Here is a 13,486-nt window from a genome sequence, read left to right on the forward strand (position 1 = left end):
AAAAAGAGGACTTTTCCGTTCCCGCGTGGAAAGCATATCAAGACACTTACCTGAAGGGGAACAGCTTCATGGACACGCTGATTGATCAATTCATCCATTTCCTGGCTGTGGAAAAAGGGCTGTCGCCCAACACGCTCGAATCGTACCAGCGGGATATGGTTGCCTATACGGCATACCTGCAGGAGCAGGGGGTGACCCGGATCGAGGACTCCACGCGGAGCCAGATTATCGGCTATCTGATGACCCTCCAGGAAAAGGGACGGGCTACTGCCACCCTGTCCCGCAATCTGGCGTCAATCCGGGCCTTTTATCAATATCTCGTCCGCGACAAGTACATAGACAAGGACCCGTCCATCCATCTGGAGACCCCCAAAATTGAAAAGCGCCTGCCCAAGGTGCTCTCGGTCGAGGAAGTGGAACGGCTGCTCGACAGCCCGCCGGTCGACTCTCCGGCAGGGCTGCGCGACAAGGCGATGCTGGAACTGCTGTACGCGACCGGTATCCGCGTCTCCGAACTGGTCAACCTGGATGTAAGCGATGTCAACCTGGAGATGGGATTCGTCAAGTGCATGGGCAAGGGGTCCAAGGAGCGGATCATCCCGCTCGGCTCCGTCGCCATCCAAATGGTGCGCCACTATTTGCAGGCGGGACGGCCGAAGCTGGTGAAGCAGCCGGGCGAGACAGCCCTGTTTCTCAACCATCTGGGCAAGCAGATCACCCGGCAGGGATTTTGGAAAATCATCAAGCGCTACGCGCAGAAGGCCAACATTCGGACCGAAATCACGCCGCACACGCTGCGCCATTCGTTCGCCACGCACCTGCTGGAAAACGGAGCAGATCTCCGGTCTGTACAGGAAATGCTGGGTCACGCGGACATTTCCACAACGCAGATTTACACGCATGTGACCCGTTCGCGCATCAAGGACATTTACGCAAAAACCCACCCGAGAGCGTAGTCTCTCTTTTTTTCCTCGTCAGACGTCTGACGACTGAACACTTTGATGATTGTTGCAGGAGGCGGTTTTTATGTCACGTTTTTCTCGAGTCTTCTTAATTGTGATGGACAGCGTCGGAATCGGGGAGCTGCCGGATGCGGCCCGCTTCAACGATGAAGGCGCTCATACGCTGGGCCATATCGCCGAGCGAGTCGACGGCTTTTCCCTGCCTCATCTGCAGGCGCTCGGCCTGGGCAATATTGCCCCGTTGCGAAACGTACCGGCTGTTGAAGCTCCCAAGGCGCACTGGGGGAAAATGAAAGAGATCTCCATCGGCAAGGACACGACGACCGGACACTGGGAGATCATGGGCCTGCACGTGTCCACGCCGTTTCGCACCTATCCCGACGGCTTCCCGGCCGAGCTGATCCGCGAGTTCGAGCAGCGGATCGGACGCAAGGTGCTGGGCAACAAGGTGGCGTCCGGCACCGCGATTATTGAGGAACTGGGCGAGGAACACATGCGGACCGGCGATGTAATCGTCTACACCTCGGCCGACAGCGTGTTCCAGGTGGCAGCGCACGAAGAAGTGGTGCCGCTGGAAGAGCTGTACCGCATCTGCCAGATCGCCCGCGAGCTGACACTGCGGGACGAATTTGCCGTCACCCGCGTCATCGCCCGTCCGTTCGTCGGCAAGCCGGGGGCGTTTGTGCGTACGCCCAACCGGCATGATTACTCCGTCAAGCCGTTTGCGCCGACGGTCATGAACCGGCTTGTGGATGCGGGGCTGACGTCGATTGCGATCGGCAAAATCAGCGACATCTACGCCGACGAGGGAATTACCCGCTCCATTCGGACCAAGGACAACATGGACGGCGTTGACCAGTTGCTGAAGACGATGAACGAGGATTTTACCGGCTTGAGCTTTGTCAATCTGGTCGATTTTGACGCCAAGTATGGCCACCGCCGCGATCCCGAGGGCTACGGCCGGGCGCTGATGGAGTTTGACGCCCGCATTCCGGAGCTTCTCAATGCGCTGGACAGCGGTGACTTGTTGATCATCACCGCCGATCACGGCAATGACCCGGTACACCACGGCACGGACCACACCCGCGAATACGTGCCGCTTCTGGTCTACCACAAGGGCATCGCGCAGGGAAGCGATTTGGGCGTGCGCGGCACGTTTGCCGACGTCGGCGCGACGATTGCCGAAAACTTTGGCGTCAAGGCGCCCGAGATCGGGGAAAGCTTTTTGGCCAGATTGTAAGATGAAAAAATGAAATCGAGAGGGGAAAACACGATGAGCAGCATACAAGAAGCAGTTGCCTACATTCAACCGAAACTGACGGAAAAACCGACCATCGGCCTGGTGCTCGGCTCCGGTCTGGGGGTACTGGCAGACGAGATCGAAAATCCGGTCGTCATCCCGTACCACGAGATTCCCGGCTTTACCGTCTCCACCGTGGTCGGACACAAGGGACAGCTTGTCATCGGCAAGCTGCAGGGCAAGCAGGTCGTGGCCATGCAGGGGCGTTTCCATTATTATGAAGGTCACGAACTGGACGCCGTGGTGTTCCCCATCCGCGTCATGAAACAGCTCGGCGTGGAGACGATCATCGTCACCAACGCTGCCGGCGGGATCAATGAGAGCTACAAGCCGGGCAACCTGATGCTGATTGCCGACCACATCAACATGACGTTCCGCAACCCGCTGATCGGCCCCAACGACGACACTCTGGGTCCCCGTTTCCCCGACATGTCGGAAGCCTATTCCAAATCACTTCGCGCTGTGGCAAAAGAAGTGGCGGCAGAGCTGGGCATCACCTTGCAGGAAGGGGTCTACGTCGGTCTGCTCGGCCCGAGCTACGAGACGCCGACCGAGATCCGCATGCTGCGGATTCTGGGAGGAGACGCCGTCGGCATGTCGACCGTGCCGGAGGTAATCGCGGCCCGTCACATGGGGATGAACGTGCTCGGCATCTCCTGCATCAGCAACATGGCGGCCGGCATCTTGGAACAGCCGCTTTCCCACGATGAAGTGATGGAGACGACCGAACGCGTGAAGGCCCAGTTCCTGTCACTGGTGAACGGGATCGTGGCGAAATTATAGGCTGGCGGCAGCACACGAGGGTGGGGTGAAACAGCATGCGCATGGTGGATATTATCGCGAAGAAACGGGACGGCAAGGAACTGAGCACGGAGGAGATTCAGTTTCTCGTCGACGGCTATACAAATGGAAGCATTCCCGACTACCAAATGTCCGCCTGGGCCATGGCCGTACTGTTCCGCGGCATGACGCCGCGCGAAACCGGCGATTTGACCATGGCGATGGCAAGATCCGGGGAGCAGTTGGACTTAACGTCCATTCCGGGAGTAAAAGTGGACAAACACAGCACTGGCGGCGTGGGCGACAAGACGACGCTGGTCGTGGCGCCGCTGGTGGCGGCGGCCGGCATTCCCGTGGCCAAAATGTCCGGACGCGGTCTGGGACACTCGGGCGGCACGATCGACAAACTGGAGTCGTTCGCCGGGTTTCAGGTGGAACGCACCCGCGAGCAGTTCTTCCAACAGGTGCGGGACATCGGTGTGGCGGTAATCGGTCAGTCCGGCAACCTGACGCCCGCAGACAAAAAACTGTACGCCCTGCGTGACGTAACTGCCACGGTGGAAGCAGTGCCGCTGATCGCCAGCTCGATCATGTCCAAAAAGATCGCGGCGGGGGCCGATGCCATCCTGCTTGATGTAAAAGTAGGCAAAGGCGCATTTATGAAGACGCTCGAAGAAGCAGAGACACTCGCCCGCGCAATGGTGGATATCGGCAGCCAGGTGGGGCGCAAGACGGTGGCTGTCATCAGCGACATGAATCAGCCGCTTGGCTTTGCCGTAGGCAACGCGCTGGAAGTAAAAGAGGCGATCGCAACGCTCGCTGGAAACGGTCCCAAGGATTTGACGGAATTGGCGCTGGCAATCGGCGCTCGCATGCTCGTGCTGGGCGGGCTGGCGTCGTCTGTGGACGAAGGGCGAGGCCGTCTGGAGGAGATCATCGCCAGCGGCAAAGCCGTGGATAAACTGGCGCAAATGGTGGAGGCACAGGGCGGCAACAAACGTGACGTGTACGAACCGGACCGCCTTCCCCAAGCGGGATTGACCGCACAGGTCACGGCGCAGCAGGACGGCTACCTGGCCGGGATCGACGCAGAGACGGTTGGGCATGCCTCTGTCGTGCTGGGGGCGGGCCGATTGACCAAGGAGATGCCGATTGACCTGGCGGTTGGCATCGTGCTGCACAAAAAGCGGGGGGATCGGGTGCGCGCCGGCGAACCGCTGGCCACCCTGCACGCCAACGACGAGCGCTTGCTGCAAGATGCCCTCAAGGACGTGGCTGAAGCGTTTGCGTACAGCAGCGAGCAGCCGCCGGAGCAGCCGCTCATTTACAAGATTGTTGAATAATAGCGACGTGTGTGAGCCACCCCGAAGCAAACACAGGGAGTGCGGTGTTGCCGCACGCCCTGTTGCGCAGGGGAGAACCGCTGGAGAGCGCTCTGCGGTCGTTGTTATCTGGCAATTCGGATAAAAATGTGCAATCTCCGATAAATTATTATTGATTAATCAACTGAATTGCGGTTCAATGGTAGAAAAGAGGCTTGCCATATAATATAAAAAATTATTTATTGTTAAGAATCCGTTTATAATTTTTTATAATTCTACTTGTCAAAATTCGTTGACACCAATAACAATTGCGTATATTTTTAAGGTGACAGGCAAAATGTTAACGATTTTTTCGAATTTCGTAAAAATCTGATGGAGGTTCTACAAAAATCGTATTTATGAGAAAGCTGGACCATGTTGATAAACAGATCCTGCAGATCCTCCAGGAAGACGGACGACGGCCCTATACCGAAATTGCTCAACAACTAGGCTTGAGCGAGGGCACCATCCGTTCGCGCATCACCCGCCTGTTGCAAGATGGCGTGTTTCAGTTCGTGATTCACCCCGATCCGGAAAAGCTGGGATTGCACGTTCAGGCCATTATCGGTCTGACCACCAAGCTGGGATGGCAAAACAGCGTGGCCGAGGAGCTGAGCAAGTTTCCCGAGGTTCGGTTCGTGGGTGCGTTCAGCGGCAAGCACGACTTGATCATTCAAGCGTGTTTCCATAATAACGAAGAACTCATCACCTTCGTCAACGAGCGGCTTTCGCAAATTGAGGGAATCGCCGCGGCCGACGTGTCGCTGGAACTGAAGCAGTACAAGGATTCCTTCTCGTTCGTTCGTGACGACGAAGTGCCGATCCAGTGAAAGGAGTTGATGCCAGTCAAAGTCATCGCGAGCACTTGTCCATTTTTTGGTATTTGAATATTCGGAAAAAAGACAAAAGAAGGAAGAAAGAGAAAAAAGATCAGAGAATTGGGGGTTATTGCGTTGAAAAAGAGCATTTTTGCACTTGTCAGTTCTGTAGCTGTTCTCGGTGCGGCTTTGGCCGGTTGCGGTGGTCAGCAAGCATCTACGGGCGATCAAAACAAGCCTGCTGATCAACAACCAGCCGATAACAAAGAGAAAAAACCGCAAGTTCTGCGGCTGAACCTGCATTCCGAGCCGCCGACTGCTGACCCGGGCATTGCCGAGGACACGACGTCCGGTGCGATCATTCAGGCGACCTTTGACGGCCTGACCCGGATTGGTAAGGACGGCAAAACACCGGAACCGTCTGTAGCGGAAAAAATTGACGTATCTGACGACGGTCTGACGTACACGTTCCACCTGCGAGAAAGCTACTGGAGCAACGGTGATCCGGTAACAGCCCATGACTTTGAATACGCCTGGAAGCGTGCCCTCGATCCGAAAACGGCATCCAACTACGCGTATCAGCTCTACTACATTAAAAATGGCGAAGCCTTCAACAGGAATCAAGCGAAAGCGGACGACGTCGGCGTAAAAGCGCTGGATGAAAAGACGCTGCAAGTGACACTGGAAAACCCGACGCCGTTTTTCCTCGAACTGACCACGTTCAGAACGTACTATCCGGTCAATAAAAAACTGGTCGAATCGAATCCGAAGTGGGCGAACGAAGCGAGCACCCACGTGGGCAACGGTCCATTCAAGATGGAATCGTGGGAGCACAAGAGCAAAATGGTGCTCGTGAAAAACGACAAATACTGGGACGCAGAAAACGTCAAGCTGGAACGCATCGAGTTCTCCATGGTAGAGGACGAGATGACCGAGCTGAACATGTATGAAAACGGCGATCTCGACTGGGCCGGCGCACCGATGAGCTCCCTGCCGACGGATGCCATTCCGGCGCTGAAAGACTCCGGAAAGATGACGACTCAGCCGATCGCTGGTGTCTACTGGTACAAGTTCAATACTGAGAAACCGCCGTTCAACAACGTGAAGATCCGGAAAGCATTTGCCTATGCGATCGACCGTCAGTCCCTGATTGACAACATCCTGCAGACCGGCCAGCTCCCGGCCATGGGCGCCGTGCCGCCATCCATGGCACTGAACAAGGACGGCTACTTCAAGGACAACGACGTGGACACGGCCAAGAAACTGCTGGAAGAGGGCATGAAGGAGCTGGGCATTTCCAAGCTGCCTACGATCACACTCTCCTACAACACGCATGAGGGCCATCAAAAGATCGCTCAGGCGATTCAGGACCAGTGGAAGAAGAATCTCGGCGTAGACGTGAAACTGGAAAACAAAGAGTGGAAGGTGTACCTGGAAGACCTCCACGAGGGGAATTATCAGGTCGGCCGCATGGGTTGGCTGGGTGACTTCAACGACCCGATCAACTTCCTGGAACTGTACAAGGATAAGGATGGCGGCAACAACGACACCCGTTGGGAACATCCGAAGTTCAAGGAGCTGCTGAACCGCTCCGCGAAGGAATCGGGAGAACAGCGCATGAAGACCCTCGCCGAAGCGGAAGCGATCCTGATGGACGAAATGCCCATCATGCCGATCTATTTCTACACCCTCTCCTGGGTGAAGGACGACGATGTCCATGGCGTCGTCATCGACGGTCTGGGCGGCGTCGACTGGAAATGGGCGTACATTGAGTAATCGTGAGTTCCCCGCCGTTTGAGCGCACGCCAACGGCCCCCGGTTCTGCAGGGATAAGGTATATGGAACCCCATATACCTTATCTTTTGCGGACTGGTTGCAAGAGACAGACGGCAGTACGCCGATAGAGAGAGAATAAGAGCAAGAGATCTGCCACAAGGGTTATTTGCACAGCCGATTTTTGCACTGCTTTCCGTGGGAACGCAGTGCAAAGATGGGTCGTGAAAGCAACAACACCATCATTCAATGCATAAGGGGGTAAGTTTTTTTGATCCGTTATCTTGGCAAGCGTATCTTTTTTATGCTGCTCTCGCTATTCCTGATCATAACGGCCACCTTCTTCATCATGAAAGCGGTTCCGGGTGGTCCGTTTACGTCCGAAAAAAACGTTCCGGACGAAATTCGCGCCGCGCTGGAGGCCAAATACAAGCTGAATCTGCCGCTGCATGAGCAGTATCTCGATTATCTGATAGGCATCCTCAAATGGGATTTGGGGCCGTCATTTGCCGAAAAGTCCTCCACGGTAAATGAAATCATTAACCGCGGGTTCCCCGTATCTGCCCATCTGGGTGCGCAAGCCCTGCTGATTGCCATCTTTGGAGGCATCACGCTGGGTGTCATTGCGGCGTTGAAGCACAACAAATGGCAGGACTATACTGCCATGGTTCTCGCTGTGCTCGGATTGTCTGTTCCCAGCTTTATTCTTGCGTCATTTTTACAATACTTCTTTGCAATGAAAATGGGCTGGTTTCCCATTGCGAAGTGGGAAGGATTTGAGTATACGATTCTGCCTTCTCTTGCGTTGGCTGCCATGCCGATGGCGTTTATCGCACGCCTCACCCGCTCCAATATGCTGGAAGTGATGAGTCAGGACTACATCAAGACGGCAAAAGCCAAAGGCCTCAACACGGTTACGATTACCGTCAAGCACGCGATTCGCAACGCTCTCCTGCCTGTCATTACTTACCTGGGTCCGCTTGTTGCCAACATTTTGACGGGTGCGTTTGTCATCGAGCGCATTTTCGGGGTGCCCGGACTGGGACGCGAGTTTGTCATGTCCATCACGAACCGCGACTACACGGTCATCATGGGAACGACAGTGTTCTACTCGATTATCCTCGTCACGGCGGTTTTGCTGGTAGACATCGCGTACACTCTGATTGACCCGAGGATCAAACTGAGTGACACAGGAAGGGAGTAATGTTTCATGCAACTGACGAAAGAGCATTTCGAGCCCATATCCGTCGATTTTCGCCAGGCGGAGGAAATCAAGCGTCCCAGCCTCTCTTTCTGGGCTGACGTCTGGCGCCGGCTGAAAATGAACAAGGTGGCCATGGCCTCCCTGATCTTTATCCTGATCCTGGTCGCCTGTGCCATTTTTATCCCGATTTTCAGTTCCCATGACTACAGGACGACTGAACTTACAGGCAAGAACCAGCCGCCGTCGGCTGAGCACTGGTTTGGGACGGATGACTTGGGCCGTGACGTTTTCGTCCGCGTCTGGTACGGCGCACGCATCTCGCTGGAAGTAGGGTTTGCTGCAGCCATCATCGACTTGATTATCGGGATGATCTGGGGCGGTATCGCCGGTTTCTACGGGGGCAAAGTGGATGAAATCATGATGCGTATTGCCGATATTTTGTACGCAATTCCATACCTGCTCGTGGTGATTTTGCTCATGGTGGTGATGGAGCAGGGGGTTGGCACCATCATCATCGCTCTGACCATTACCGGTTGGATCGGGATGGCGCGGATTGTCCGCGGCCAAATTATCCAATTGAAGGCGCAAGAGTTTGTCCTGGCAGCCCGCTCCCTTGGTGCGGATAACAGCCGTCTGATTTTCAAACACCTGATCCCCAACGCGCTGGGGCCGATCATTGTAACGTTGAGTCTGACCGTACCGAACGCGATCTTTGCGGAGTCGTTCCTTTCCTTCATCGGATTGGGCGTTTCTGCTCCGGTCGCATCGTGGGGTACAATGTCGTCCGAAGGCTTGTCGGCCATGAGATACTACCCCTGGCGGCTGATGTTCCCGGCTCTCTTCATCTCCATAACAATGCTGGCATTCAACCTGTTCGGTGACGGTCTGCGCGACGCCGTAGACCCACGCTTGCGCAAATAGGAGGGATCATCACAATGGAACGCATTCTTGAAGTAAAAGACCTGCATGTCTCCTTCCACACGTACGCGGGGGAAGTAAAAGCGGTACGCGGCGTGAACTTTTACGTCAATAAGGGAGAAGCAGTCGCGATTGTAGGGGAGTCCGGCTGCGGCAAGTCCGTGACGGCGCAAACCCTGATGAAGCTGATTCCGATGCCGCCGGGTGAAATCAAAAAAGGGGAAATCATCTTCAACGGCGAGAACATCGTCAATAAGTCAAACAAAGAGATGGAAGCGATTCGCGGCAAGGATATCGGGATGATCTTCCAGGACCCGATGACCTCGCTGAACCCGACACTGACTGTGGGCAACCAGATCATGGAAGGGTTGATCAAGCATCAAAAGATGACGCGTGCCGATGCCCGTGCGCGTGCCATCGAACTCTTGAACATGGTCGGCATCCCGCAGCCGGAAAAACGCGTCGACCAGTATCCGCACGAATTTTCCGGCGGGATGCGGCAGCGTGCCATGATTGCCATTGCGCTCGCCTGCTCGCCCAAGCTGTTGATTGCGGATGAGCCGACCACCGCGCTGGACGTGACGATTCAGGCGCAGATTTTGGACCTGATGAAAGAACTGCAGAAAAAGACAGGCACGTCGATCATCCTGATCACGCACGACCTGGGTGTCGTGGCGGAAATGTGCGACCGCGTCATCGTCATGTACGCTGGAAAGGTGATCGAAACGGGAACGGTCGACGACATCTTCTACAATCCGCAGCATCCGTACACCAAAGGGCTGCTGCGCTCCGTTCCGCGCCTGGACCTGAATCGCGACGAGCCGCTTACGCCGATTTTCGGCACTCCGCCGGACCTGCTTCGTCCTCCTGTCGGCTGCGGATTTACTGCCCGCTGCGAATCAGCCATGCGCGTCTGCCAGGAGTACGATCCTGAATTGAAAGATATCAGCTCGACACAACGCGCCGCCTGCTGGCTGCAGCACCCGCTGGCGCAGAACCGCGCAGGATCGTAAGAGGAGGGGTAACCAGTGGAGAAACGCGATACACTCATTGAAGTACGCAATCTGAAGAAATTTTTCAAGATCGGTGACAATACCCTGAAAGCCGTAAACGATCTGACCTTTGAGATCAAGCGCGGCGAAACGCTTGGCGTGGTAGGGGAGTCTGGCTGCGGCAAATCCACGGCGGGCCGTACCATTCTTCGATTGTACGAGCCTACTGCAGGCGAAGTCCTGTTTGAAGGTCAAGATGTGATGAAACTGAACCATCAGGAAATGAAAGCAATGCGCCGCAAGATGCAGATGATTTTCCAGGACCCGTACGCGTCGCTCAACCCGCGGATGACGGTGGGCGACATCATCGGCGAGGCGCTTGACATTCACGGCCTGGCGACCGGCCAGAAGCGCAAGGAACGAATTCAAGAGCTGTTGTCGCTGGTCAGCCTGAACCCGGAACACATGAACCGCTTCCCACACGAATTCTCCGGCGGTCAGCGCCAGCGGATCGGGATCGCCCGCGCATTGGCGGTCGAGCCGAAGTTTATTGTTTGCGACGAGCCGATCTCCGCGCTGGACGTGTCGGTACAGGCGCAGGTGGTCAACCTGCTGCAGCAGCTGCAGGAAAAGATGGGCCTGACCTACATGTTCATCGCCCACGACCTGTCGATGGTGAAGTACATTTCCGATCGCGTCGCCGTCATGTACCTTGGCAAAATGGTGGAGCTGGCCGAGAGTGAGAAGCTCTATGAAAAACCGCTCCATCCCTACACCCAGGCACTGCTTTCGGCCATCCCGATTCCGGACCCGGAAGTGGAGCGGAAACGGGAGCGCATCGTCCTGCAGGGCGACGTGCCCAGCCCGATGAATCCGCCGAGCGGCTGCCATTTCCGCACCCGCTGCCCGAAGGCGATGCCGGAATGCGCCGCTGCCGAGCCGGTGTGGAAAGAGGTGGAACCGGGCCATTTCGCGGCCTGCCATTTATACAACTAGAAACGCAAGGACAGGCATTCCCGATCAATCCGATTGGGAATCCTTCCTTTCTTGACAACACGGTACATGTGGCCTCTGCGAAACGACTGGGTATCTTCACCTGATATCTGTTCGCAGAGGCTTTTTTCATTGCTGCCGGCCTGGCATATTATGGAGCTTCTGATTGGAAAAAAGGGGGCTGTTGGCTCATGAAAAAACTGCGACTGCCGCATTTTCGGGACATGCGTCTGCGAGGAGTGCGCAAGGAAACATTGCCGAGTTGGCTGCGGAATACGCCCCGGGTGCTGGAGTCGTTCAAGGGACAGCTCCAGGGTTCGCTTGCCACCAAAATGATTGCGTTTGGCATTGTTCTTGTTTTGGTCATTATCGGTTCTCTTCAATTTATAGCGCTGTCCCTGTCCAAGTCGACGCTGATCGGGATCACGTCCACCCAGGCGAAAATGCTGGCGGAACAGCATGCCGCCAGCATGGAGGACTGGATCGTGGAAATGATGGACTCTGCACGGGAGACGGCGTCTAAGCGCGTGATGATGACGGAGATGGAGCCGCTGATTAAGGAGCAGTTCCAACTGCTGCGGCAAAGCCACAAGGAGATTGCGAAAATCTACCTGGTGGATACGGCCAGCGGAAAAGCGCTGTACTCGCTAACGGGGCGGGTTGAGACGGATTTCAGGCAGAAGAAGTTCGTTCAACAGGTCGTGTCGACAGAGGCCCCAGTCGTCTCGGATGAAGAGATCGTGCTGGGCGGTGACAGAAGCTATCTCTACATCGCCACACCGGTCGGCGAGAAAAACAAGGATACCTCTCGCGTGCTGGTAGTCGGCTTTACGATTGAGCCGATCATCAACAAGGTAGAGGCGATTCCGTTCATGCAGAACGGGTATGCGTTTGTGGTCCGGCCGGACGGGCTGGTCATTGCTCACCGCGACCCCGGGCAAAACGGAAAGCTTTCCCTTGCCGAAAACGGCGACTACGAGGAGATGCTCGAGTTGGCAGGACAAAAGCAAAGCAGCAGCTTGTTGTATGAAGCAGACGGGCTGGACTCCTTTGCGGCACTGGCGCCTATCCCGTCGATCGGCTGGAGTGTCGTCCTGACTACGGGCATCGACGAGGTGTACGGAGACGTAAACGGTATGGGGCTTTACTTCGCCCTCATCAGCCTGCCTGCCATTGCCCTGTCGTCCATGCTGATCTGGTGGTTCGCCAAGCGCATCCGCAGGTCGCTGTACGCGATCGCCAAGGACATGGAGCGCATCGGTTCCGGCCGGTTTGACGTGGAGATCGAGGTCAAAGGCAGCGACGAACTGGCCATGGTGGGCCGAAAAATGAACGAAATGGTGGCGGAACTGCGCACGCTGATCTCGCTCGTGCAGGGACAAGCCGCCCGTTTGAACGACGCCGCCGACGAGTTGTCGGCCTTCGCCCAGCAAAACAAAGGGGCGATTCAGCTGATCACGGACAACGTCTCCACCATTTCCGAGCGGGTCGCCCTGCAAACGGGTGAAGTGGCGGCTGCCGTCCGTACCGTGTCGGAGATTTCGCAAGGGGTGGAACAAGTGGCAGTAGCGGCGGAATCGACGACGCTGGCCACGACACGCACCTTCGAGCGGGCTTCGGACGGATTGGAACTGGTGGAAAATGTCATCTCCACCGTCCGGCACGCGACCGGTGAAGTGGAGCAGACGGCCCGTCAGATGCATGGCCTACGAGACCGGGCCCGCCAGATTACCAGCATCGTGGAGATGATCAGAAACATCGCCGCGCAGACCAACCTGCTGGCGCTCAATGCGACAATCGAGGCTGCCCGCGCCGGCGAAGCGGGACGCGGTTTTGCCGTCGTCGCCAGCGAAGTCCGCAAGCTGGCGGAAGAGAGCAGTGCCTTCTCTGAACACATCGCCTCCATTGCCCATTCAATCAACAACGACGCGATGGGGATGAGCAGCCATATGGACGAGATCGTCGCGATGGTCAACAATGGACTTCAGTCCGTAGAGTCAGTGGGTGTTGCCTTCCAGCACATCGTCGCCGACATTCAATCGGCGGCGGAACAGAGCGAAGCGATGTCGGCCGCGTCAGAAGAGATGGCCGCCGGCAACCAGGTGGTTACCAGCTCGATGCACCGGCTCTCCGCCATGTCAGATGAGATCAATCAGTCGCTTGGCGGCGTCGTGGAAACGGTCGACGAACAGCTGAACGCCATTGCGCGGATCAGTGAAAATGTGGAACAACTGAAATCACTGGCGGATGAATTGTCCAACAACGTTCGCAAGTTTGTGATCTGAATGCGGTCCCCTTTCGCCCGGGCGAAGGGGCTTTTCTTTAGCAAAAATGGGAAAGGTAGTGGTGGGAGCTGCCTGTCCCGTGTGAAGCGTTTCGCTCTCG

General features: G+C 56.2%; 11 protein-coding genes. All 11 read left to right on the forward strand.

Annotation, left to right across the window (positions count from 1 at the left end):
- The first annotated feature begins 68 nt into the window (after nt 1-68).
- The 11 genes from xerD to IRT44_RS14090 all read left to right on the forward strand — a co-directional run bounded on the left by xerD (nt 69) and on the right by IRT44_RS14090 (nt 13,386).
- Nucleotides 69-956: a site-specific tyrosine recombinase XerD gene (gene xerD, locus IRT44_RS14040; protein WP_171565569.1), complete on the forward strand. Its 888-nt coding sequence runs from the start codon at nt 69-71 to the stop codon at nt 954-956.
- A 70-nt stretch (nt 957-1,026) separates the two neighbouring features.
- On the forward strand, nt 1,027-2,202 hold the full coding sequence (gene deoB / locus IRT44_RS14045) for a phosphopentomutase (RefSeq protein ID WP_230076864.1): 1,176 nt from the start codon (nt 1,027-1,029) through the stop codon (nt 2,200-2,202).
- A gap of 33 nt (nt 2,203-2,235) precedes the next feature.
- Nucleotides 2,236-3,045 carry a purine-nucleoside phosphorylase gene (locus IRT44_RS14050; protein ID WP_230076865.1) on the forward strand — a complete coding sequence of 270 codons (810 nt, stop codon included), beginning with the start codon at nt 2,236-2,238 and terminating at the stop codon, nt 3,043-3,045.
- Nucleotides 3,046-3,080: 35 nt separating this feature from the next.
- Entirely contained in the window at nt 3,081-4,385 is a 1,305-nt protein-coding gene (locus tag IRT44_RS14055) for a pyrimidine-nucleoside phosphorylase (RefSeq protein WP_171565566.1), read from the forward strand.
- A gap of 377 nt (nt 4,386-4,762) precedes the next feature.
- Nucleotides 4,763-5,233, forward strand: coding sequence for an Lrp/AsnC family transcriptional regulator (locus tag IRT44_RS14060; RefSeq protein ID WP_171565565.1), 471 nt, complete (start codon nt 4,763-4,765; stop codon nt 5,231-5,233).
- A 123-nt stretch (nt 5,234-5,356) separates the two neighbouring features.
- Entirely contained in the window at nt 5,357-6,997 is a 1,641-nt protein-coding gene (locus tag IRT44_RS14065) for a peptide ABC transporter substrate-binding protein (protein ID WP_230076866.1), read from the forward strand.
- A 268-nt stretch (nt 6,998-7,265) separates the two neighbouring features.
- The gene (locus IRT44_RS14070; RefSeq protein WP_171565563.1) at nt 7,266-8,198 is read left to right on the forward strand and encodes an ABC transporter permease; all 933 of its coding nucleotides are present in this window, start codon (nt 7,266-7,268) and stop codon (nt 8,196-8,198) included.
- 6 nt (nt 8,199-8,204) lie between these two features.
- Nucleotides 8,205-9,119, forward strand: a complete 915-nt coding sequence (locus tag IRT44_RS14075; protein WP_171565562.1) for an ABC transporter permease — start codon at nt 8,205-8,207, stop codon at nt 9,117-9,119.
- A 14-nt stretch (nt 9,120-9,133) separates the two neighbouring features.
- Nucleotides 9,134-10,129, forward strand: a complete 996-nt coding sequence (locus IRT44_RS14080) for an ABC transporter ATP-binding protein (RefSeq protein ID WP_171565561.1) — start codon at nt 9,134-9,136, stop codon at nt 10,127-10,129.
- Between the two features lie 15 nt (nt 10,130-10,144).
- On the forward strand, nt 10,145-11,104 hold the full coding sequence (locus IRT44_RS14085) for an ABC transporter ATP-binding protein (RefSeq protein WP_171565560.1): 960 nt from the start codon (nt 10,145-10,147) through the stop codon (nt 11,102-11,104).
- Between the two features lie 188 nt (nt 11,105-11,292).
- Nucleotides 11,293-13,386: a methyl-accepting chemotaxis protein gene (locus tag IRT44_RS14090; protein ID WP_230076867.1), complete on the forward strand. Its 2,094-nt coding sequence runs from the start codon at nt 11,293-11,295 to the stop codon at nt 13,384-13,386.
- The last annotated feature ends 100 nt before the right edge of the window (nt 13,387-13,486 follow it).

It is taken from the genome of Brevibacillus sedimenti, from assembly GCF_020923495.1.
GTDB lineage: Bacteria > Bacillota > Bacilli > Brevibacillales > Brevibacillaceae > Brevibacillus > Brevibacillus aydinogluensis.

Coding starts and splice junctions, on each gene's coding strand:
- xerD (WP_171565569.1), top strand. CDS start 69: ATGGACACGCTGATTGATCAATTCATCCATTTCCTGGCTGTGGAAAAA.
- deoB (WP_230076864.1), top strand. CDS start 1,027: ATGTCACGTTTTTCTCGAGTCTTCTTAATTGTGATGGACAGCGTCGGA.
- IRT44_RS14050 (WP_230076865.1), top strand. CDS start 2,236: ATGAGCAGCATACAAGAAGCAGTTGCCTACATTCAACCGAAACTGACG.
- IRT44_RS14055 (WP_171565566.1), top strand. CDS start 3,081: ATGCGCATGGTGGATATTATCGCGAAGAAACGGGACGGCAAGGAACTG.
- IRT44_RS14060 (WP_171565565.1), top strand. CDS start 4,763: ATGAGAAAGCTGGACCATGTTGATAAACAGATCCTGCAGATCCTCCAG.
- IRT44_RS14075 (WP_171565562.1), top strand. CDS start 8,205: ATGCAACTGACGAAAGAGCATTTCGAGCCCATATCCGTCGATTTTCGC.
- IRT44_RS14080 (WP_171565561.1), top strand. CDS start 9,134: ATGGAACGCATTCTTGAAGTAAAAGACCTGCATGTCTCCTTCCACACG.
- IRT44_RS14090 (WP_230076867.1), top strand. CDS start 11,293: ATGAAAAAACTGCGACTGCCGCATTTTCGGGACATGCGTCTGCGAGGA.